Source organism: Hydrogenophaga sp., from assembly GCF_011772445.1.
Classification (GTDB): domain Bacteria; phylum Pseudomonadota; class Gammaproteobacteria; order Burkholderiales; family Burkholderiaceae_C; genus Hydrogenophaga.
In genome coordinates this window covers 1-20,162 of the sequence record NZ_WVZN01000049.1, presented here as the reverse complement: position 1 = coordinate 20,162, position 20,162 = coordinate 1, and the positions used below count along the sequence as shown (strand labels likewise).

Genomic DNA, 20,162 nt, shown 5'->3' with positions numbered 1-20,162 from the left:
ACAATAATCGCCCACCCTCACAAGAAGCCGCGAAGCCTTCATTTCCATGCCCATCCAGACCAACGACCTGACGATCGAGCTGCGCGGAGACCAGCAGCAGATCGCCCTCATCACCCTCAACCGCCCGGGCAAGCGCAACGCCCTCAACGACGGCCTGGTGCTCGCCCTGCGCGACGTCTTCCAGGGCATGCCGCACAGCGTGCGCGCCGCCGTCATCCATGGCAACGGGGACCACTTCTGCGCCGGCCTGGACCTGTCCGAGCTGAGCGAACGCAACGCCGCCGCCGGCCTGCACCATTCGCGCATGTGGCACCACGCGCTCGACCAGGTGGAGCGCGGCCCCGTGCCCGTCGTCGCGGCCCTGCACGGCGCCGTGGTCGGCGGCGGCCTGGAGCTCGCCAGCGCCTGCCACATCCGCGTGGCCGACGCGTCCAGCTTCTTCGCGCTGCCCGAAGGCTCGCGCGGCATCTTCGTCGGCGGTGGCGGCTCGGTGCGCATTCCGCGCCTGATCGGCACCGCGCGCATGGCCGACATGATGTTCACCGGCCGCGTGCTCAGCGCCGAAGAAGGCGAACGCGCCGGGCTGGCGCAGTACCTCGTGCCGCAGGGCACCGCGCTGGACAAGGCGCTGGAGCTGGCCACGCGCATCGCCGCCAATGCGCCGCTCACCAACTACGCGCTGATGCAGGCGCTGCCGCGCATCGCCGACCAGCCCGCCGACCACGGCTTCTTCACCGAGGCACTGATCTCGGCCATCGTGCAGGACGCGCCCGAGGCCAAGGCCCGCGTGCGCGAGTTCCTGGAAGGCCGCGGCCCCAAGGTGAAGAAGCAATGAGTGCCGTGGCCCCGCGCTACCGCGCGCTCGACTTCGGCGTGACCGAAGCCCGCGTGCGCCAGACCGCCGACGGCACCACCTACCTGAGCGCCGCCCTGCCGCTGCAGCCCTACGCGCAGCGCATGACCGACTACCTGGTGCACTGGGCCGACAAGGCACCCCAGCGCAGCTTCATGGCGCGCCGTGCGAGGAACGCCGACGGCAGCACCGGCGACTGGGTGCACCTGAGCTACGCCGACGCGCTGGACGCCGCGCGCTCGATCGGCCAGGCCCTGCTGGACCGCGGCCTGAGCGCGGAGCGGCCGGTGCTGATCCTCAGCGAGAACGACCTGGAGCACGCGCAGATCGCGCTGGGCTGCCTGTACGCCGGCATCCCCTGGTCGCCCGCCTCGCCGCCCTACTCGCTGGTGAGCCAGGACTTCGAGAAGCTGCGCCATCTGGTGAACACGCTCACGCCCGGTCTGGTCTATGCCGCCGACGCGCCGCGGTACGAGCGCGCCCTGCTCGCCACCATCGGCGATGGCGTGGAGATCGTCACCGGCAGCGGCACCGTGCCAGGCCGCGCCACCACCAGCTTCGCCGCGCTGCGCGCCACCGCGCCCACCCCGGCGGTGGACGCCGCGATGCAGGCCACGGGCCCCGACACCATCACCAAGTTCCTCTTCACCTCGGGCTCCACCAAGCTGCCCAAGGCCGTCATCAACACGCAGCGCATGTGGTGCGCCAACCAGCGGCAGATGGCGCAGAGCATGCCGGTGCTGGCCGACCCCGACACGCCGCCCGTGCTGGTGGACTGGCTGCCCTGGAACCACACCTTCGGCGGCAACCACAACTTCGACCTGGTGCTCATGCACGGCGGCACGCTCTACATCGACGACGGCAAGCCCACGCCGGCACTCATCGGCGAGACCCTGCGCAACCTGCGCGAGATCGCGCCCACCGTGTACTTCAACGTGCCCACCGGTTTCGAGGCCATCGCCAACGCGATGAAGACCGACGCCGTGCTGCGCAAGAACCTGCTGAGCCGCGTGCGCATGTTCTTCTACGCCGGCGCCGCGCTGGCCCAGCCCGTGTGGGACACCCTGCACGAGGTGGAGGAACAGGAGATCGGCGAGCGCGTGGTGATGGGCACCGGCCTGGGCATGACGGAATCCGGCCCCTTCGGCCTGTACATCACCCGGCCCGAGGTGAAGTCCGGCGACCTGGGCCTGCCCGCCGCCGGGCTGGAACTCAAGCTCGTGCCCAGCGGCGACAAGACCGAGGTGCGCTACCGCGGCCCCAACATCACGCCCGGCTACTGGCGCAGCCCCGAGGCCACAGCCGAGGCCTTCGACGAGGAAGGCTTCTTCTGCACCGGTGACGCGGTCACCTGGATCGATCCGGCGAACCCGAACCTGGGCCTGCGCTTCGACGGCCGCATCGCCGAAGACTTCAAGCTCGCCACCGGCACCTTCGTGAGCGTGGGCCCGCTGCGCGCCAGGATCATCGCGGCCGGCGCGCCCTTCGTGCAGGACGCCGTCATCACCGGCCTGAACGAAAGAGAAGTGGGCGCGATGCTGTTCACCACCGGCGCGGTGCGCGGCCTCGCCGGCCTGGGCAGTGACGCACCGCTGGCGCAGGTGCTGGCCCACCCGAAGGTTCTGGCGCACTTCCAGCAGGTGCTCGATGACCTGGCCGCGCAGGCCACGGGCAGCGCCAACCGCGTGGCGCGCCTGCTGCTGCTGGCCGATCCGCCCAGCATCGACAAGGGCGAGGTCACCGACAAGGGCTCCATCAACCAGCGCGCCGTGCTCAAGCACCGCGCCGAACTCGTCGCCGCGCTGCACGCGGGCACGGCGCCGAACACCCTGCTTCCCCAACCCACCGAACAGAGGAGACACGCATGAAGATCGAAGGACAGGCCGCGCTGGTCACCGGCGGCGGCTCGGGCCTGGGCGAGGCCACCGCGCGCGAACTCGCGCGCCTGGGCGCCAAGGTCGCCGTGCTGGACGTGAACCTGGAGGGCGCGCAGCGCGTGGCCCGGGACATCGGCGCGGAACATGGAAACGGCTGTGCCGTGGCGGTGAAATGCGACGTGACCGACACCGCCAGCGTGCAGGCCGCCCTCGACGCCGCCGCGGCCGCGCACGGCCCGGCGCGCATCCTCATGAACATCGCCGGCATCGGCACCGCCAAGCGGGTGGTGCAGAAAGACGGCAGCGCCGCGCCGCTGGAGGACTTCGCCAAGGTCATCAACGTCAACCTCATCGGCACCTACAACGCCAGCCGCCTCTTCGCCGCCGCCTGCGCCAGGCTCGAGGCGATGGAAGACGGCGAACGCGGCGTGATGCTGTTCACCGCCAGCGTGGCGGCCTTCGACGGCCAGGTCGGCCAGCAGGCCTACAGCGCCTCCAAGGGCGGCGTGGTGGGCATGACCCTGCCGATGGCGCGCGACCTGGCGCAGCACGGCATCCGCGTCTGCACCATCGCGCCGGGCCTGTTCTCCACGCCGCTGATGCGCCAGTTGCCCGAGCCGGTGCAGGCCTCGCTGGCGGCCAGCATCCCTTTTCCCTCGCGGCTGGGCAAGCCCGAGGAGTTCGCGTCCCTGGCCGCGCACATCGTGACCAACACGCACCTCAACGGCGAAGTGATCCGCCTGGACGGCGCGCTGCGCATGGCGCCGCGCTGAGCGCGGCACGCCGCCCAAACGATCGCGCCCCACAGAGCCGACAAGGCCACCCGAGGAGACAAGCGCCATGCCCCACACCGCCACCATCCACCCCGTCACCGTCGGCGCCACCCTGTCGGCGGCTCTGCTGCTGGGCGCCTGCGCCAGCCCGCCGTCCTCACCGCCCCCGGCCCGCCTGAGCGCGGCCGTGGGCGCGCCTCTGCAGCAGTGCGAAGCGCTGGCCGGCGCCTTCCGGCACCCGGCCACGCGCATCGAATCGGCCGCGCCCGTGGCGGCGGGCGAGCTCAAGCTGGCCGGCCAGCCCGTGGCCGCGCACTGCCTCGTCAAGGGCCGCATGCACGAGCGCAAGGGCAGCGACGGCCGCGACTACGCCATCGGCTTCGAGATGCGCCTGCCCCAGGCCTGGAACGGGCGCTTCTACTACCAGGGCAACGGCGGCCTGGACGGCGCCGTGCGACCGGCCGAGGGCGCGCTCGGCGGCGGCCCGCTCACCGGCGCGCTGGTGCAGGGCTTCGCCGTGATCAGCTCCGACGCCGGCCACACCGGCGCGCAGACGCCGTACTTCGGCCTCGAACCGCAGGCGCGCCTGGACTACGGCTACCAGGCCGTCGCCAGGCTCACGCCCATGGCCAAGGCGCTGATCCAGGGCGCTTACGGCAAAGGCCCGGACCGCTCCTACATCGGCGGCTGCTCCAACGGCGGGCGCCACGCCATGGTGGCGGCCAGCCGCCTGGGTGAACAGTACGACGGCTACCTCATCGGCGCGCCCGGCTACCGCCTGCCCAACGCGGCCCTGGCGCAACTGTGGGGCGCGCAGAAGTGGGCCGCCATCGCCACCCCCGGTACCACGGTGCGCCACCCGCTCAACCCCAACGCCAGCATCCCCGATCTGGGCAGCGCGCTCACGGCGGCCGAACGCCAGACCGTGGCCCGCGCCGTGCTGCGGCGCTGCGATGCGCTCGGACGGCTTGAGCGACGGCCTGGTGCAGGCCACGCAGGCCTGCCAGGCCGCCTTCAACCCGGCGCGCGACCTGCCCGCCTGCAAAGGTGGCCAGGCGCGCGACGGCCAATGCCTCACCGCGCCGCAGATCGACGCCCTGAGCCAGGTGCACGCCGGCGGCCAGGCGCGCAGCGGCCAGCCCATCTACAGCGCCTTCCCGTGGGACGCGGGCATTGCGGGCGCCAATTGGGCCACCTGGAAGTTCGTCAACTCGGTTGCGCTCGATCCGCTGTCCGTGGGCACGGTGTTCACCGCGCCGCCCGCCGCACCGGTGAATTTCGCCAGCGCCGACATCGACGCCCTGCTGGGCGCTGTCTCGGCCACCACCGACACCTACCGCGAATCGGGCCTCTCGCTGATGAGCCCACCCGGCCATGAGAAGCCCGACAACCTGCTGCCCTTGCGCGCGCGCGGCGCCAAGATGGTGCTGTACCACGGCGTGAGCGACGCCATCTTCTCGGCCGAGGACACGCGCCAGTGGCTGGAGCGCCTGAACGCCAGCCAGGGGGGCCGCGCGGCCGACTTCGCGCGCTACTTTCCCGTGCCCGGCATGAACCATTGCAGCGGCGGCCCGTCCACCGACCAGTTCGACCTGCTCACGCCCCTGGTGCGCTGGGTCGAACACGGCGAAGCGCCGCAGGCCGTGAAGGCCACGGCGCGCGGTGCGGGCAACGCCGGCGGCGTGAACAACGAATTGCCCCCGGACTGGTCCGCGCAACGAAGCCGCCCGCTCTGCGCCTATCCTTCGGTGGCCCGTTACCAGGGCGGCGACGCCGAGAGCGCCGCCAGTTTTTCCTGCCAAAACCCCAGATGAGCAAAACCCAGACCTATGAAGTGGAAGTGATGTTCGGCGACTGCGACCCCGCCGGCATCGTCTTCTTTCCCAATTTCAGCAAGTGGATGGACGCATCCTCGCTCAACTTCTTCGTCAAGTGCGGCGTGCAGCCCTGGCGCGAACTGGTGAAGACGCGCGGCATCATCGGCACGCCGCTGCTGGAGATCCACACCAAGTTCAGCAAGCCCGCCACCTACGGCGAGCGCCTGCAGGTGCACACCAGCGTCATCGAATGGGGCGCCAAGGTGTTCAAGCACCAGCACCGGGTGATGCGTGGCGACACCCTGCTGTGCGAAGGCACCGAGGTGCGCGCCTTCTGCGAGCGCGACCCGGCCGACGCCTCGCGCATCCGCGCCATCCCCGTGCCCGAGGACATCAAGGCGCTGTGCACCTGAGCCCGCCGAACGCCGGATGACCGACACTTCCATCGCCAACGCCATGCGCCGCCCCCGGGGCGCGCGCAAGGGCGCAGCGCCCGCCGACGAAGCCGCCAGCGCGGGTGACGGCCTGCCCGACACCCGCTTCCTCGAAACCCTGGTGGGCTACAACGCGCGGCGCGCCGCGCTCACCGTCATCGCCGTGTTCCTGCGCCGCATGGCGCCCTACGGCCTGCGGCCGGTGGACTTCTCCGTCCTCAGCGTGATCGCCCACAACCCGGGCGTCACTTCGCGGCAGATCTGCGCGGCGCTGGACATCCTGCCGCCCAACCTGGTGGGCATGGTCAAGGCGCTGCAGGCGCGCGGGCTGGTGGTGCGCAAGCCCCACCCCAGCGATCGCCGGGCCCAGGGCCTGCACCTCACCGCTGCCGGCCAGAAGCTGCACCGCCAGGCCCAGGCCACGGCCACCGAACTCGAGGCCGAGGCCACCTCGGCGCTCACGCCGGACGAGGTGCAGACACTCATCGGTCTGCTGCGCAAGGTGTACCGCCGCGGCCCCGCGCAGGGCCTGGGCGACGACGCCATCTGAAGCGCCACACCCCGCGCGCCCATCGGGGCAAACCCGGGTGACCGCGGCGCCACAATGCTGCGCCGCACACAGCTAGCAACTTGGTAGCGGGCGCTTTGCTGCCTATAGTGCTGTCACGAGTTGAAACAGCGCGACGCGCCGTGTGCAGGCCCGCCAGGAGACCGCCGATGAGCAAGGACCACGAAGCCGTGAGCCAGCTGTTCGAGTTGCTGGAATCGCGCTACGCCATGCGCGTGCTCTGGGCCCTGGCCGACGGCCACCCGCAGACCTTCCGGCTGCTGCAGGACAGCGTGGGCGGCGTCACCCCCAACACGCTCAACACCCGCCTCAAGGAACTGCGCGCCGCGCAACTGGTGGACCACAACGGCACGGGCTACCGGCTCACGACACAGGGCGCTGACCTGGTGCGCCGGCTGGGCGAGGTGCGCGGCTTCGCCAGCCGCTGGCACCAGCGCCATCCCGCGAGACGCGCGCGGGCCTGATGTCAGGCGGCGGGGCTGTCCACCACCACCTGCCGCTGCTCGCCCAGCCCCCGCCCGCCCAGCACCATCACGTCGCCTGCCTTCAGGTACAGCGGCGGCTTGTGCCCCATGCCCACGCCGGGCGGCGTGCCGGTGGCGATCACGTCGCCCGGCTGCAGGGCCATGTAGCGGCTCAGGTAGCTCACCAGGGTGGCCACGCCGAACACCATGGTGCGCGTGCTGCCGTTCTGGCGGCGCTGGCCGTTCACCTCCAGCCACAGGTCCACGTCCTGCGGGTCGCCCAGCTCATCGGGCGTCACCAGCCAGGGGCCGATCGGGCAATGCGTGGGGTAGCTCTTGCCCTTGACCCACTGGCCCTCATGTTCGATCTGGTAGGCCCGCTCGGACACGTCGTTGAGCAGGCAGTAGCCGGCCACGTGCGCCAGGGCCTGGTCCTCGCTCACGTGGAAGGCCCGCCGGCCGATCACCACGCCCAGCTCGACCTCCCAGTCGAGTTTCTGCGAACCGGGCGCCAGCCAGACCTCGTCGTGCGGTCCGCTCAGGGCGCTGGTGTGCTTGTTGAAGACGATGGGCTGCCCCGGCACCTTCAGGCCGGCCTCGGCCGCGTGGTCGGCGTAGTTCAGGCCGATGCCGATGAGGTTGCCCACCCCGCCCACGCAGGGGCCCAGGCGGGTGCCCGAGGGCACGGGCGGCAGCTTCAGCGGGTCCAGCGCGGCCAGACGGGCCATAGAATCCGGGCCCAGCGTGGCCGGCGCGATGTCGGCCACCACCCCCGACAGGTCGCGTGGCGTGCCGCTGGCGTCGATCAGACCGGGAGATTCGGCGCCGGGCAGGCCGTGGCGGATGAGTTTCATGCGTCGCTTCGGTGAGGTGAAAACCGCCGATTCTGCCGCGTCGCACCCGCCCATCCGGGCGGCCCTTGAAATCCGCCGCACCGCCCCCAGTTGCCCGACTTGTCGGGCAAAACGCCCCCTGGACACCCCTTTTCACGAACCGCAAGAGCCCCTCAACGATGAGCCAGACGCCCCCCAACGCCCCGCCGCCCCAGGACAACAGCGCGCCTCAGTCAGCGCCCGTGAGCGCCGAAGAGGCCGAGGCCGCCCAGGCGGCTGGCGAGGCCGAGGCCCAGGCCGCCCAGGAGGCCGAACTGGCCACCCTGAAAGCCCAGAACACCGACCTGGCCGACCAGTACCTGCGCGCCAAGGCCGAGGCCGAGAACGCCCGTCGCCGCGCCGAAGAGGAAGTGAGCAAGGCCCGCAAGTTCGCGGTGGAAAGCTTCGCCGAAAGCCTGCTCGCCGTGGCCGACAGCCTGGAAGCCGGCCTGGCCGTCCAGGAGGCCACGCGCGAACAGTTGCGCGAAGGCACCGAGGCCACGCTCAAGCAACTCAAGAGCGCGCTGGAGCGCCACAAGGTCGTGCAGATCGCGCCCGCCGCCGGCACGAAGTTCGACCCGCACCAGCACCAGGCCATCAGCATGGTGCCGGCCGAGCAGGAGCCCAACACGGTGGTCACGGTGCTCCAGAAGGGCTACCTCATCGCCGAGCGCGTGCTGCGTCCGGCCCTCGTCACCGTGGCGGCACCCAAGTGAGGCCAGGGGCCCGACGCAGCACTTGCGCACGCCCCGCCCCCTTGAATTCCCCAGGCTTATCCACACCTCGTCAACAGCTTTAACCACATCCTCGGAGTCACTCACATGGGACGCATCATCGGCATCGACCTCGGCACCACGAACTCGTGCGTGGCCATCATGGAAGGCAACAACACCAAGGTGATCGAGAACAGCGAAGGTGCACGCACCACGCCCTCGATCGTCGCCTACCAGGAAGACGGTGAGGTGCTGGTCGGCGCCTCGGCCAAGCGCCAGGCCGTCACCAACCCCAAGAACACGCTGTACGCCATCAAGCGCCTCATCGGCCGCAAGTTCAGCGAGAAGGAAGTGCAGAAGGACATCGACCTGATGCCCTACTCCATCGTGGCCGCCGACAACGGCGACGCCTGGGTCGAGGTGCGCGGCAAGAAGATCTCGGCCCAGCAGGTGTCGGCCGACATCCTGCGCAAGATGAAGAAGACCGCCGAGGACTACCTCGGCGAGCCGGTCACCGAGGCGGTGATCACCGTGCCCGCGTACTTCAACGACGCCCAGCGCCAGGCCACGAAGGACGCCGGCCGCATCGCCGGCCTCGACGTGAAGCGCATCATCAACGAGCCCACCGCCGCGGCCCTGGCCTACGGCCTGGACAAGCAGGACAAGGGCGACCGCAAGATCGCCGTGTACGACCTGGGCGGCGGCACGTTTGACGTGTCCATCATCGAGATCGCCGACGTCGACGGCGAGAAGCAGTTCGAGGTGCTCTCCACCAACGGCGACACCTTCCTGGGCGGCGAAGACTTCGACCAGCGCATCATCGACCACATCATTTCCGAGTTCAAGAAGGAGCAAGGCGTCGACCTGAGCAAGGACGTGCTGGCCCTGCAGCGCCTGAAGGAAGCGGCCGAGAAAGCCAAGATCGAGCTGTCGTCCGCGGCGGCCACCGACATCAACCTGCCCTACATCACGGCCGATGCCTCGGGCCCCAAGCACCTGAACATCAAGCTCACGCGCGCCAAGCTGGAAGCCCTGGTGGAAGAGCTGATCGAGCGCACCATCGCCCCCTGCCGCACCGCCATCAAGGACGCCGGCGTGAGCGTGGGCGAGATCGACGACGTGATCCTGGTCGGCGGCATGACGCGCATGCCGAAGGTGCAGGAGAAGGTCAAGGAGTTCTTCGGCAAGGAGCCGCGCAAGGACGTCAACCCCGATGAAGCCGTGGCCGTGGGCGCCGCCATCCAGGGCCAGGTGCTCTCGGGTGACCGCAAGGACGTGCTGCTGCTCGACGTGACCCCGCTGTCGCTCGGTATCGAGACGATGGGCGGCGTCATGACCAAGATGATCGCCAAGAACACGACGATCCCGACCAAGTTCTCGCAGGTGTTCTCCACCGCCGACGACAACCAGCCGGCCGTGACCATCAAGGTGTTCCAGGGCGAGCGCGAGATCGCCGCCGGCAACAAGCTGCTGGGCGAGTTCAACCTCGAGGGCATTCCCGCCGCGCCGCGCGGCGTGCCGCAGATCGAGGTGACCTTCGACATCGACGCCAACGGCATCCTGCACGTGAGCGCCAAGGACAAGGGCACCGGCAAGGAAAACAAGATCACCATCAAGGCGAACTCCGGCCTCTCCGAAGCCGAGATCCAGCAGATGGTGAAGGACGCCGAACTCAACGCGGCCGAGGACAAGAAGAAGGTCGAGCTCGTGCAGTCGCGCAACCAGGCCGAGGCCATGGTGCACAGCGTGAAGAAGAGCCTGGGCGAGCACGGCGACAAGCTCGAGGCCGGCGAGAAGTCGGCCATCGAGGACGCGATCAAGGCGCTGGAGGAAGCCGTCCAGGGCGAGGACAAGGAGGCGATCGAGGCCAGGACCACCGCCCTGATGACCGCGAGCCAGAAGCTGGGCGAGAAGGTCTACGCCGCGCAGCAGGCCGAACAGGCCGGCGCCGAGGCCGGGGCCGCCGACGCCCAGCCGCAGGCCGCCAAGCCGGCCGATGACGACGTCGTCGACGCGGAAGTGAAGGAAGTCAAGAAGGGCTGATCGCGACGCGCGACGCCCGCCACACCGCCGCGTCCGCGCAAGCTGACGCGGCGTTCGTGTTCAAACACCAGCCCCACAGACCATGGCCAAACGCGACTATTACGAAGTGCTCGGCGTGCCCAAGAACGCCTCCGACGAGGAGATCAAGAAGGCGTACCGCAAGCTCGCGATGAAGCACCACCCCGACCGCAACCAGGGCGATGCGGCCAAGGGCGCCGAAGAGAAATTCAAGGAGGCCAAGGAGGCCTACGAGATGCTCTCGGACGCGCAGAAAAAGGCCGCCTACGACCAGTACGGCCACGCCGGCGTCGACCCGAACATGCGCGGCGGCCCGGGCGGCGCCGAGGGCTTCGGCGGTTTCGGTGACGCCTTCGGCGACATCTTCGGCGACATCTTCGGCGGCGCACGACGAGGCGGCGCAGGCGGACGGCAGGTGTACCGCGGCGCGGACCTGTCCTACGCCATGGAGATCAGCCTGGAAGAAGCCGCCAGCGGCAAGGAAACGCAGATCCGCATTCCCAGCTGGGACGACTGCGAGACCTGCCACGGCAGCGGCGCCAAGCCCGGTACCAGCGCCAAGACCTGCGGCACCTGCCACGGCCAGGGCGTGGTGCAGATGCGCCAGGGCTTCTTCAGCGTGCAGCAGACCTGCCCCACCTGCCAGGGCCGCGGCAAGGTCATCCCCGAGCCCTGCACCACCTGCCATGGCCAGGGCAAGATCAAGCGCCAGAAGACGCTGGAGATCAAGATCCCGGCCGGCATCGACGACGGCCAGCGCATCCGCTCCACCGGCAACGGCGAGCCCGGCCAGAACGGCGGCCCGGCGGGTGACCTCTACATCGAGATCCGCCTGCGCAAGCACGACATCTTCGAGCGCGATGGCGACGACCTGCACTGCCAGGTGCCCGTGAGCATGACCATTGCCGCCCTGGGCGGCGAGATCGACGTGCCCACCTTGCAGGGCAAGGCCACCATCGACCTGCCCGAAGGCACGCAAAGCGGCAAGACCTTCCGCCTGCGTGGCAAGGGCATCAAGGGCGTGCGCAGCAGCTACCCGGGCGACCTGTACTGCCACGTGGCGGTGGAGACGCCGGTGAAGCTCACCGAGCACCAGCGCAAGCTGCTGAAGGAGCTCGACGAGTCCTTCAAGAAGGGCGGGCACAAGCACAGCCCGAACGACAAGGGCTGGTTCGAGAAGGCGAAGGATTTCTTCAGCTGATCCGGACCACGACCCCTGACAAAGCGACGCTTCGGCGTCGCTTTTTCTTTGGCGAAGGGGGCTTTTCAAGCGCTTCCCATCGGCGTACAAACCGTTCCTGCCGAACGGTATAAATCGTATGAACCGTATACCTCGTTTCCTGGGAACGGTTCTGCTGCTGGCAGGATGGGGGATCGCCTGGCCTGCTGACGCGCAAACGGCCTGCCACGACGACCCGCGCCGCGCCGCCGAGCAGCGCGCGCTGGACGAGGCGCAAATCGCCGAGCTGCTGCGGGTTCGCCCCGCTCTGGCGCCCCCCGCACGCCTGCAGACCCTGCTCGATCAGTTGGTGGCCGTCTCGCCGGGCCTGCGCGAACGCCCGCCCGTGAAGCTGCTGGTGCTGGACGACCGCGAGCTCAACGCCTTCGCGGCCGACCACGGCGTGGTGATCCTCACCCGCGCCCTCCTTGACCCGCGCCACGGCCTCGGCGAGGACGAACTGGCGGCCGTCCTCGCCCACGAGCTGGCCCACGTGGAGGTGCGCGACGCGCTGGCCGAGGCCTGCGACATGCAATTGCGCGTGGGCGACGCGAGCACGGGCATCGCCCAGGTGCGCGCCCGCCTGGCCACGATCAGGCCCGACTCGTCCGTGGCCCATGACGCCCACGAACTGCTGCACGCACAGGAATTGCTGGCCGACGCGCGCGGCATCGCGCTGCTGCGACTGGCGGGCCGTGATCCGCAAGCCATGGCGCGCGTGCTGGTCAAACTGCACGCCCCGACACTGGCGGGTGCGGTCCTCCTGTCAGCGCCCACCCACCCCGCGCTGAACGAGCGCTTGAACCGCGCGAGGGAGCAGGCGAACGGCTTGCCCCAGGGGCCTGATGCACCGGTCCGCCCCCGACCCTGACCCCTCAGTCGCTCAGGCCCTTGTCTCTGTGCCATTCGGCCAGCGACAGGTCGGGGTAGCCATCGAAGCGCGGGTCTGCGGCCCGGCCTTCCACCCGCACCCAGGGCGCTTTCGAGCCCACCATGCAGTGCACGTTCTCTGGTGGCGCGGGCAGCGGCGTGTCGATCGCGCTGGCGTGCGGGTGCACCAGCTCGGGCCAGGTCGGGTCCCACAGCCACAGCGCGCTGCCGCAGTGGCCGCAGAAGTAGCGCCGCGCGCTGCTCTTGCGGGTGCCCTGGCCATCGTCGGCCGGCAGGCGGGCCCGGTAGATGCGCAGGTGGCGCTTGCCCTTCACCTTCATGCCCTGCACGGCCGCCCCCAGGTTGATGGCGTAGCCGCCCGCGCCCGCGGTCTTGCGGCAGACGGAGCAGTAGCAGCGCATGAACGGCACCGGCTCGTGCGATTCCACGGTGAATCGGACCTTGCCGCAATGGCAGGAGCCTTTGAGTCGCATCGCTTGCCCTTCCTTGTGTTGATGGCGCAGCCACGCCCTATCTGCGTCATTGTCAACATCGATTGGCCATCTCCGATAGTTTTTGCCAAACTGACCACGTGTTTTCATCGAGCCGACCCATGCCCGCCCTCATCCGTCAGATCCAGCCCGTCTGGGCCCAGTTGCAGCAGCTCGAGTTGCCGGTGCCCGCCCACGCCCTGCGCAACGCGCTGCTGGCGCTGGCGGCCGGCCTGCTGCTGATGGCGGGCATCGCCGCCGGCTCCACCTTCTGGGCACCCACGCGTGCCTGGTGGCTGGCGGTGGAAGGTGGCAGTGCGCTGGTGGCGGGCGTGCAGGCCTCGCTGCTGGCGGCCATTGCCACGGCCGTGGGCGCGCTGCCGGTGTTCGTGGTCCAGCGCATCGGCAAGCGGCAGGAGTCGGCCTTCATGGCGTTCTCGGCCGGGGTGATGCTGGCGGCGGCGGTGTTCGCACTGCTCTTGCCCTCGCTGGACGCCAGCCGCGCGCTGGTGGGTGACGGCGGCTGGAGCGCGCTGCTGTCGGGCGCCGGGCTGGCGCTTGGCATGGGGCTGATGCTCGCCATCGACCGCGCCCTGCCGCACGAACACGCCGTGATGCCCCCGGCGGCGAACACGCACGCCAGCGCCTGGTTGCCGCGCGACGCGGCCTCGCAGCGCGCCTGGCTGATGGTGCTGGCGCTGATGATCCACAACGTGCCCGAGGGCCTGGCCGTGGGCGCCGCCTACGCGGGCCCGGCGGGGGCGGACAGCGTGCACGACGGTGCCGCCGTGGCCCTGGCCATCGGCCTGCAGAACATGCCCGAGGGGCTGATCGTGGCCATGGCGCTGCGCACCCTGGGCCTGAGCGCCGCGAAGGCGTGGGGTGTCGCCGCGCTCACCGGCCTGGCCGAGCCACTGGGCGCGCTGCTGGGCGTGGTGGTGCTGGGCAGCGTGCCGGTGTTCTACCCGCTGGGCCTGGCGCTGGCCGCCGGCGCCATGATCTTCGTGGTCAGCCACGAGATCATTCCCGAGACGCACCGCGACGGCTTCGAAGGCGCGGCCAGCGCGACGCTGCTCGCCGGCTTCATCTTCATGATCTGGCTGGACAGCGCCCTGGCCTGAGCCCGGTGCCACGCGGCGCCGGGCTAAGATGCCCGCATGGGCGTCAGCATCCGATTCCTCGGCGGCGCGGGCACCGTCACCGGCTCGAAATACCTCGTCGAACACGAAGGCCAGCGCCTGCTGGTGGACTGCGGCCTGTTCCAGGGTTACAAGCAGTACCGCCTGCGCAACCGGGAGCCGCTGCCGGTGGTGCCGGGCCAGATCGGCGCCGTGCTTTTCACGCATGCGCACATCGACCACAGCGGCTACTTCCCGCTGCTGGCCAGGGACGGCTTCACGGGCAAGGCCTGGTGCACACCGGCCACACGCGACCTGCTGCACGTGATGCTGCCCGACAGCGGCCACCTGCAGGAAGAAGAAGCCGCGTACGCCAACCGCAAGGGCTTCAGCAAGCACCGCCCCGCCCTGCCCCTGTACACCGAGGACGACGCGCGCCGTAGCCTGAAGCGGCTGCACACGGCAGGGGCGCACGACAGCTTCGAGCCCCTGCCCGGCTGGACGGCGCGGTTCAGCGGGGCGGGCCACATCCTGGGCGCGGCCAGCGTGCTGCTGACGGTGGGTGGGCGGCGCATCCTCTTCTCCGGCGACCTCGGCCGGCCCGACGACGCGCTGATGCACCCACCCGAGGCGCCGCCCGAGGCCGACGTGGTGCTGTGCGAGTCCACCTATGGCAACCGCCTGCACCCCAAGGAAGACCTGCTGGGTGAACTCGGCCCGGCGCTGGCGCGCGCCGCCGCGCGCGGCGGCGCGGCGGTGGTGCCGGTGTTCGCGGTGGGTCGCGCGCAGGCCGTGTTGCTGGCCATCGCGCGGCTCAAGGCGCGGGGCGATCTGCCGCGCGGCCTGCCGGTGTACCTGGACAGCCCCATGGCCGTGCAGACCACGGAGCTGTACGAGCGCCACCTGGGCCAGCACCGCCTGAGCGCCGCCGAGTGCCGCGAGATGGAGCGCACCGCGCAGATGGTCACCAGCGTGGAGCAGTCCAAGGCCATCGCCCAGCGCCATGGGCCCAAGGTGATCCTGGCGGCGAGCGGCATGGCCACCGGCGGGCGCGTGCTGCACCACCTCACCCATCACCTGGGCGACCACCGTTCGATGGTGGTGCTCGCCGGCTACCAGGCCCCCGGCACGCGTGGCGCGCAACTGGCCGCGGGCATCCCCAGCCTGCGCATCTTCGGCCAGCAGTGGCCGGTGCGGGCCGAGGTGGTGCAACTCACCGCCGGTTCCGCGCACGCCGACGCCGATCAACTGATGGCCTGGCTGCGCCAATTGCCGCGGGCGCCCCGGCGCACCTTCGTCACGCACGGTGACATGGACGCGGCCGACGGGCTGCGCCTGCGCATCGAACACGAACTGGGCTGGCCCGCGCTGGTGCCGGAGCACGGCAGCACCTGGCCCGCCTGAACAGGCCGACCGCCTGAACTTTTCCGCCTCCGGGCGACCCCATTCCCATGCAACGACTCACCACCCTCTGCTTCACGGCCGCTCTGGCCGCCCTGGCCGCCCCCACCTTCGCCCAGACACCCGACAAGGAATTTCGCCAGTGCCTGGACGGACTGCGCCCCACGGCCCGTGCCAACGGCGTGAACGAGGCCACCTACCGCACCCACACCGACACCCTGCAGCCCATGATGTCGGTCATCGGCAACCTGGACGCGCAGCCCGAGTTCAAGACGCCGATCTGGGACTACCTGACCGTGCTGGTGGACCCGCAGCGCGTGGACGAAGGCGCGCAACGCCTGCAGGCCAACGCCGAGCTGTTGCAGCGCGTGCAGCAGCGCTTCGGCGTGGACCCGGCCACCGTGGTGGCCGTGTGGGGCGTGGAGAGCAACTACGGCCAGGGCTTCGGCAAGACGCCCATCGTGCAGTCGCTGGCCACCCTCTCGTGCTTCGGCCGGCGCCAGGCCTACTTCCGCACCGAGTTCTATTCCGCGCTGCGCCTGCTGCAGGCCGGGCACTTCCCGCCTGAGCGACTGCAGGGCTCCTGGGCCGGCGCCTTCGGCCACACGCAGTTCATGCCCAGCACCTACGAACGCCTGGCGGTGGATTTCGATGGCGACGGCCGCGCCGACCTGATCGACAGCGTCCCCGACGCCCTGGCCTCCACCGCCCACTTCCTGCAGCGCGCGGGCTGGCGCAGCGACCTGCCCTGGGGCTTCGAGGTGAAGCTGCCCGAGGGCTTCTCCGTGCTGGGCGAGGGCCGGCGCACCAAGCGCCCCGGCACCGAGTGGGCGGCGCGCGGGGTGACGCGCATCGACGGCACGCCCGTGCCGCCCGAGCTGAGCCTGGGCCTGCTCACGCCCGCGGGCGCCAAGGGCCCGGCCTTCCTGGTCACGCGCAACTTCGACGCCATCTACAGCTACAACGCGGCCGAAAGCTACGGCCTGGCCATCGCCCACCTGGCCGACCGCCTGCGCGGCGGCGGTCCCTTCGTGACGCCCTGGCCCACCGACGACCTGGGCCTGACACGCGCCGAGCGCCGCGAGCTGCAGACCCTGTTGCTGGCGCGTGGGCACGACATCGGCGAGGTGGACGGTCTGCTGGGCGAGAAGACGCGCACCGCCGTGCGCGCGGAGCAGACGCGCCTGGGTTGGGAGGCCGATGGTCGCGCGGGGCAGAAGCTGTTGAAGGCGCTGCGCGGGGGGTGAGGCCCTGCGCAGCAGGCCACGCCGCGACGGGCTTTCCAGCATTGAGTTATTTATCTCAATGCTTCCCCGACCGCGCCAGCGCCCGCGCCACGCGCGCGTTCGCCTTCTCCAGCAGGGCCTTGAGCGTGGGCGGCTCCAGCACCTCGAACTCCACGTCCAGCGCCATCAGCCAGTAGGCCAGCGACTCCAGGTGGTTCGCGCCGCTGTGCATCACGCAGCGCGCGTCGTCCAGCGGCTCCAGCCGCGCCACCGTGGGCGGAATCTGCCGCGCCATCTCGGCCAGGGGTTTGTGCAGCACCACGCGCGCCTGCTCCACGTAGGCCGAGACACCGATGGAGCGCGAGACGAAGGCGCGCAGGTCTCCGCCTTCAGGCCCCGCGCGCGGCGCGAAGTGCTGGCCCAGAGCGGGCGCGCCCTCGATGCGGTCCAGGCGGAAGGTGCGCCAGTCCTCGCGCGCCGGATCCCAGGCCACCAGGTACCAGCGGCTGCCGGTGTGCACCAGGCCCTGCGGCTCCACCGTGCGCGCCGTGTCCTGGCCCCGGCTGTCGCGGTAGGCGAAGGCCAGGCGCAACTGGTCGCGGCAGGCCAGCGCCAGGCTGGCCAACACCCCCGCGTCCACCGTGGGCCGCAGGCTCTCCAGCGGCAGGATGCTCGAACGCAGCGCCTCCAGGCGCCTGCGCAGGCGCGCGGGCATCACCTGCTCCAGCTTCACCAGCGCGCGCAGCGAGCCCTCCTCGACCCCGCTTACCGTGCCGGCCGCAGCAGTCTGCAGGGCGATGGCCACGGCCTGGGCCTCCTCGTCGTCCAGCAGCAGCGGCGGCAGCGCCTGGCCGGCGCGAAACGCGTAACCGCCGGCCACGCCGCTGCTGGCGTGGATGGGGTAGCCCAGCTCGCGCAAGCGGTCGATGTCGCGGCGCAGGGTGCGCGGGTTCACCGCCAGCCGCTCGGCCAGTTCGGCGCCGCTCCAGTGGCGGCGGGTCTGCAGCAGCGAGAGCAGCCTCAGCAATCGGGAGGACGAGGTCAGCATGGGGTGCACTCTAGCTCTTATCGAGGGCTGTTTCTGTCCGCAATGGCTGCGACAGTCCGTCCCACGGATCCGGCGCTCGGCCGGCCCGGTTTCAACCCCTTCACTTCAGGAGCCCGCCATGTCCCTCGTCCTCTACTGGCACCCCATGTCCAGCGCCACCCCCATCGCCTGCGCCCTCGCCGAACTGGGTGTGCCGCACGAGCGCGTGAAGGTCGACATCACCACCGGCGAACAGCGCCGCCCCGGCTTCCTGGCCCTCAACCCCAACGGCAAGGTGCCCACGATGACCGTGGACGGCGCACCGATGTTCGAGGCCCTGGCCATGGAGCTGTGGCTGGGCGAGCGGTACGGTGTGAAGAACGGCCTGTGGCCGGCGCCGGGCACGCCCGCGCAGTTGCAGGCGTTCTCGTGGTGCACCTGGGCCTACGTCACTTATGGCGCGCAACTCATCCGCCTGCAGGCCGCGCGCGACATGGGCACGCCGGACGATGCGCACGGCCAGGCGGGCTACCGGGCCCTGGACCAATTGCTGGCGCTGCTCGACGCGCGCCTGGCGAAGCAGCCCTGGATGCTGGGCGAGGCGTACTCGCTGGTGGACCTGTCGGTGGGTTCGGTGATCGGCTACAGCGCCTACATCGGCGCGCCGGTCGACAAGCACCCGAACGTGCAGGCCTGGCTGGCGCGGGTGCAGGCGCGGCCGGCGATGCAAGCGGGCTGAACTTAACCAGCGGCGCCGGGGCGACGCTGGCGGAGCATCAGCAAGGCACGGGCTGCGGGCACCACACACCCCGCATCCACGTCGTCCAGACCCCGGATGACGTCCTTCAGCAGCACTTCATGCGTGCGCGCCTGGTCGCCCAGTGAAGCGCCGTGTTCCACGCGGCGCGTTTCGAGCAGGCCGGCGCGCATCTCATCCTTCTGCGTCACAGCTTCACCGCCGTCCCGCTCACCGCGACCATCATCATCCCGTTGGCCTCGCCGAGCACCTCGTAGTCGAAGTCGATGCCGATGACGCCGTTGGCGCCAAGTTCTTTGGCGGATTCGATGAGGTCCTCGACGGCCGCGTCGCGCGCGCCCGACAGGGCCCGTTCGTAGCCGCCCGCGCGGCCGCCCACCACGTCGCGGATGGAGGAGAACATGTCGCGAAAGATGTTGGCGCCGATGATGGCCTCGCCATGCACCACGCCCAGCATCTGGCCGCGTTCCACGCCCGGCGGCGTGGTGGTGCTGAGGAAGAACCCCGTGGGTGCCTTGGAAAACCAGCCCATGCGCGTGCTCCGGTGACCACCCCGATCGGGTGCGGGCACAGCTTAGCTCACCACGCTGAGAGGTGAAGGCGCGGCTGGGCTCACCACAGTGGGCGCAACTGCCCCTGGTCCAGCCCCCAGCCCCGCTGCGCCATCGCGCGCGCCTCGGCCTCGTCATGCGTCACGAGGATGGCCGCCATGCCGGCCTCGGCGATGCGCTCGCGGAACTCGGCGCGCAGTTGCTCGCGCAGCGTGGCGTCCAGCGCGGAGAAGGGTTCGTCCAGCAACAAGGCGCGCGGTTGCGTGATGAGCGCACGCGCCAGCGCCACGCGCTGCTGCTCGCCGCCCGATAGCGTCCACACGCGCGCCTGGGCGTGCGCCCCCAGCCCGAAGCGCGTGAGCAGGGCCTGCGCGCGCTCGCGCGCCTCGCGCCGGGGCACGCGCTGCTCGATGAGGCCGAAGGCCACGTTGTCGCGCACGTCCAGGTGCGGGAACAGGGCGAAGTCCTGGAACATCAGCGCGAAGCCGCGCCGGTGCGGCGGCGTGCGCGTGATGTCCTCGCCGTCGAACCACACGCTGCCCCGTTCGGGCGTCTCGATGCCCGCCACGACCTTGAGCAGCGTGCTCTTGCCGCTGCCCGAGGGCCCGAGCAGCGCCACGGTCTGGCCCGCGTCCACGCGCAGGTTCACGCCGTCGAGCAACGGGCGCCGGTCCCAGCGCAGGTGGATGTCACGCAGTTCGAGCATGGGGTGGCGTCTGGCGGCGCGCGCCGCCTTCAATGAGCGCGAAGGCCGCCAGGGCGAGCGCCAGCAGCAGCAGCGCCAGCACCAGTGCGGCCTGCAGGTTGGTCTCGCCCGGGCGGCCCAGGCGTTGGTGGATCAGTGTGGTGAGCGTGAGCCATTCGGGCCGCGTGAGGAACAGCGAGACCGCGAACTCGCCCAGCATGGTGGCGGCGGCGAAGGCGGTGCCGCGCCGCAGCGCGGGCGCCACCAGCGGCAAGCTCACGCGCCAGGCCACGCGCGCGGGCGAGGCGCCCAGCGTGGCCGCCGCCTGCGCCAGCGACGGCGGCAACGCGTCCAGCGCGGCGGCCAGGGCGCACGCGATGAAGGG

21 protein-coding genes and 1 pseudogene are annotated in these 20,162 nt (G+C 70.7%); 15 read left to right on the top strand and 7 right to left on the bottom strand.

The genetic code is table 11. The annotated features are described in order from the left end of the window. Window positions 1-52: 52 nt before the first annotated feature. The 7 genes and pseudogenes from GTO19_RS21935 (at window position 53) to GTO19_RS21905 (ending at window position 6,786) form a co-directional block, all read left to right on the top strand. A complete protein-coding gene (locus tag GTO19_RS21935; protein ID WP_291025074.1) occupies window positions 53-835 on the top strand; it encodes a crotonase/enoyl-CoA hydratase family protein in 783 nt (260 codons plus the stop codon). Next, complete coding sequence (locus GTO19_RS21930) at window positions 832-2,721, top strand: feruloyl-CoA synthase (RefSeq protein ID WP_291024984.1); 1,890 nt, start codon at window positions 832-834, stop codon at window positions 2,719-2,721. Before GTO19_RS21935 ends, GTO19_RS21930 begins: the two co-directional genes overlap by 4 nt. Then, the gene (locus GTO19_RS21925; protein WP_291024982.1) at window positions 2,718-3,503 is read left to right on the top strand and encodes an SDR family NAD(P)-dependent oxidoreductase; all 786 of its coding nucleotides are present in this window, start codon (window positions 2,718-2,720) and stop codon (window positions 3,501-3,503) included. Before GTO19_RS21930 ends, GTO19_RS21925 begins: the two co-directional genes overlap by 4 nt. Before the next feature lie 67 nt (window positions 3,504-3,570). Continuing rightward, window positions 3,571-5,317: pseudogene (locus tag GTO19_RS21920) on the top strand (tannase/feruloyl esterase family alpha/beta hydrolase). After that, window positions 5,314-5,733: a thioesterase family protein gene (locus GTO19_RS21915; protein ID WP_291024979.1), complete on the top strand. Its 420-nt coding sequence runs from the start codon at window positions 5,314-5,316 to the stop codon at window positions 5,731-5,733. Before GTO19_RS21920 ends, GTO19_RS21915 begins: the two are co-directional and overlap by 4 nt. 16 nt (window positions 5,734-5,749) lie before the next feature. After that, entirely contained in the window at window positions 5,750-6,304 is a 555-nt protein-coding gene (locus GTO19_RS21910) for a MarR family winged helix-turn-helix transcriptional regulator (protein WP_291024976.1), read from the top strand. 167 nt (window positions 6,305-6,471) lie between these two features. Then, complete coding sequence (locus tag GTO19_RS21905) at window positions 6,472-6,786, top strand: helix-turn-helix domain-containing protein (RefSeq protein WP_291024974.1); 315 nt, start codon at window positions 6,472-6,474, stop codon at window positions 6,784-6,786. Between the two features lie 2 nt (window positions 6,787-6,788). Here GTO19_RS21905 and GTO19_RS21900 read toward each other — a convergent pair whose 3' ends face one another. Continuing rightward, a complete protein-coding gene (locus tag GTO19_RS21900) occupies window positions 6,789-7,640 on the bottom strand; it encodes a fumarylacetoacetate hydrolase family protein (protein ID WP_291024972.1) in 852 nt (283 codons plus the stop codon). 158 nt (window positions 7,641-7,798) lie between these two features. Here GTO19_RS21900 and grpE point away from each other — a divergent pair, with 158 nt between their 5' ends. From grpE to GTO19_RS21880, 4 genes are all read left to right on the top strand, one after another. Continuing rightward, entirely contained in the window at window positions 7,799-8,374 is a 576-nt protein-coding gene (gene grpE, locus GTO19_RS21895; protein ID WP_291024970.1) for a nucleotide exchange factor GrpE, read from the top strand. 105 nt (window positions 8,375-8,479) lie between these two features. Next, on the top strand, window positions 8,480-10,414 hold the full coding sequence (gene dnaK / locus GTO19_RS21890; RefSeq protein WP_291024968.1) for a molecular chaperone DnaK: 1,935 nt from the start codon (window positions 8,480-8,482) through the stop codon (window positions 10,412-10,414). 82 nt (window positions 10,415-10,496) lie between these two features. Next, window positions 10,497-11,633, top strand: coding sequence for a molecular chaperone DnaJ (dnaJ, locus tag GTO19_RS21885; RefSeq protein WP_291024966.1), 1,137 nt, complete (start codon window positions 10,497-10,499; stop codon window positions 11,631-11,633). A 118-nt stretch (window positions 11,634-11,751) separates the two neighbouring features. Then, complete coding sequence (locus GTO19_RS21880) at window positions 11,752-12,522, top strand: M48 family metallopeptidase (RefSeq protein WP_291024964.1); 771 nt, start codon at window positions 11,752-11,754, stop codon at window positions 12,520-12,522. 4 nt (window positions 12,523-12,526) lie between these two features. Here the strand turns inward: GTO19_RS21880 and GTO19_RS21875 are convergent, their stop codons facing one another. Next, window positions 12,527-13,015: a GFA family protein gene (locus tag GTO19_RS21875; RefSeq protein WP_291024962.1), complete on the bottom strand. Its 489-nt coding sequence runs from the start codon at window positions 13,013-13,015 to the stop codon at window positions 12,527-12,529. 119 nt (window positions 13,016-13,134) lie between these two features. Between GTO19_RS21875 and GTO19_RS21870 the strand changes: the two genes are divergently transcribed. The 3 genes from GTO19_RS21870 to GTO19_RS21860 are packed head-to-tail and all read left to right on the top strand — an operon-like array spanning window position 13,135 to window position 16,778. Continuing rightward, complete coding sequence (locus GTO19_RS21870; protein ID WP_291024959.1) at window positions 13,135-14,133, top strand: ZIP family metal transporter; 999 nt, start codon at window positions 13,135-13,137, stop codon at window positions 14,131-14,133. 36 nt (window positions 14,134-14,169) lie between these two features. Then, window positions 14,170-15,534 (top strand): MBL fold metallo-hydrolase, encoded by a 1,365-nt coding sequence (locus GTO19_RS21865; protein ID WP_291024957.1) that lies wholly within the window; start codon window positions 14,170-14,172, stop codon window positions 15,532-15,534. A 47-nt stretch (window positions 15,535-15,581) separates the two neighbouring features. Beyond that, complete coding sequence (locus tag GTO19_RS21860; RefSeq protein ID WP_291024955.1) at window positions 15,582-16,778, top strand: lytic murein transglycosylase; 1,197 nt, start codon at window positions 15,582-15,584, stop codon at window positions 16,776-16,778. A 55-nt stretch (window positions 16,779-16,833) separates the two neighbouring features. Here GTO19_RS21860 and GTO19_RS21855 read toward each other — a convergent pair whose 3' ends face one another. Further along, window positions 16,834-17,805 carry a YafY family protein gene (locus tag GTO19_RS21855; protein ID WP_291024953.1) on the bottom strand — a complete coding sequence of 324 codons (972 nt, stop codon included), beginning with the start codon at window positions 17,803-17,805 and terminating at the stop codon, window positions 16,834-16,836. 118 nt (window positions 17,806-17,923) lie between these two features. On the opposite strand from GTO19_RS21855, the gene GTO19_RS21850 reads away from it, so the two are divergent. Further along, window positions 17,924-18,523 carry a glutathione S-transferase family protein gene (locus tag GTO19_RS21850; RefSeq protein ID WP_291024950.1) on the top strand — a complete coding sequence of 200 codons (600 nt, stop codon included), beginning with the start codon at window positions 17,924-17,926 and terminating at the stop codon, window positions 18,521-18,523. A gap of 2 nt (window positions 18,524-18,525) precedes the next feature. Here GTO19_RS21850 and GTO19_RS21845 read toward each other — a convergent pair whose 3' ends face one another. From GTO19_RS21845 to GTO19_RS21830, 4 genes are all read right to left on the bottom strand, one after another. After that, complete coding sequence (locus GTO19_RS21845) at window positions 18,526-18,732, bottom strand: hypothetical protein (protein WP_291031295.1); 207 nt, start codon at window positions 18,730-18,732, stop codon at window positions 18,526-18,528. Beyond that, window positions 18,729-18,998, bottom strand: a complete 270-nt coding sequence (locus GTO19_RS21840) for a heavy metal-binding domain-containing protein (RefSeq protein ID WP_050980735.1) — start codon at window positions 18,996-18,998, stop codon at window positions 18,729-18,731. The genes GTO19_RS21845 and GTO19_RS21840 overlap by 4 nt, the downstream gene beginning before the upstream one ends. 155 nt (window positions 18,999-19,153) lie before the next feature. Beyond that, complete coding sequence (locus GTO19_RS21835; protein WP_291024945.1) at window positions 19,154-19,798, bottom strand: ABC transporter ATP-binding protein; 645 nt, start codon at window positions 19,796-19,798, stop codon at window positions 19,154-19,156. Continuing rightward, window positions 19,782-20,162, bottom strand: a 381-nt coding sequence (locus tag GTO19_RS21830) for an ABC transporter permease subunit (protein ID WP_291024943.1), incomplete at its 5' end; no start/stop codon positions are given. The genes GTO19_RS21835 and GTO19_RS21830, both read right to left, overlap by 17 nt.

Coding starts and splice junctions, on each gene's coding strand:
- GTO19_RS21875 (WP_291024962.1), bottom strand. CDS start 13,015: ATGCGACTCAAAGGCTCCTGCCATTGCGGCAAGGTCCGATTCACCGTG.
- GTO19_RS21900 (WP_291024972.1), bottom strand. CDS start 7,640: ATGAAACTCATCCGCCACGGCCTGCCCGGCGCCGAATCTCCCGGTCTG.
- GTO19_RS21840 (WP_050980735.1), bottom strand. CDS start 18,998: ATGCTGGGCGTGGTGCATGGCGAGGCCATCATCGGCGCCAACATCTTT.
- dnaK (WP_291024968.1), top strand. CDS start 8,480: ATGGGACGCATCATCGGCATCGACCTCGGCACCACGAACTCGTGCGTG.
- GTO19_RS21865 (WP_291024957.1), top strand. CDS start 14,170: ATGGGCGTCAGCATCCGATTCCTCGGCGGCGCGGGCACCGTCACCGGC.
- GTO19_RS21870 (WP_291024959.1), top strand. CDS start 13,135: ATGCCCGCCCTCATCCGTCAGATCCAGCCCGTCTGGGCCCAGTTGCAG.
- GTO19_RS21850 (WP_291024950.1), top strand. CDS start 17,924: ATGTCCCTCGTCCTCTACTGGCACCCCATGTCCAGCGCCACCCCCATC.
- dnaJ (WP_291024966.1), top strand. CDS start 10,497: ATGGCCAAACGCGACTATTACGAAGTGCTCGGCGTGCCCAAGAACGCC.
- GTO19_RS21915 (WP_291024979.1), top strand. CDS start 5,314: ATGAGCAAAACCCAGACCTATGAAGTGGAAGTGATGTTCGGCGACTGC.
- GTO19_RS21905 (WP_291024974.1), top strand. CDS start 6,472: ATGAGCAAGGACCACGAAGCCGTGAGCCAGCTGTTCGAGTTGCTGGAA.
- GTO19_RS21910 (WP_291024976.1), top strand. CDS start 5,750: ATGACCGACACTTCCATCGCCAACGCCATGCGCCGCCCCCGGGGCGCG.
- GTO19_RS21860 (WP_291024955.1), top strand. CDS start 15,582: ATGCAACGACTCACCACCCTCTGCTTCACGGCCGCTCTGGCCGCCCTG.
- GTO19_RS21930 (WP_291024984.1), top strand. CDS start 832: ATGAGTGCCGTGGCCCCGCGCTACCGCGCGCTCGACTTCGGCGTGACC.
- GTO19_RS21880 (WP_291024964.1), top strand. CDS start 11,752: ATGAACCGTATACCTCGTTTCCTGGGAACGGTTCTGCTGCTGGCAGGA.
- GTO19_RS21855 (WP_291024953.1), bottom strand. CDS start 17,805: ATGCTGACCTCGTCCTCCCGATTGCTGAGGCTGCTCTCGCTGCTGCAG.
- grpE (WP_291024970.1), top strand. CDS start 7,799: ATGAGCCAGACGCCCCCCAACGCCCCGCCGCCCCAGGACAACAGCGCG.
- GTO19_RS21835 (WP_291024945.1), bottom strand. CDS start 19,798: ATGCTCGAACTGCGTGACATCCACCTGCGCTGGGACCGGCGCCCGTTG.
- GTO19_RS21925 (WP_291024982.1), top strand. CDS start 2,718: ATGAAGATCGAAGGACAGGCCGCGCTGGTCACCGGCGGCGGCTCGGGC.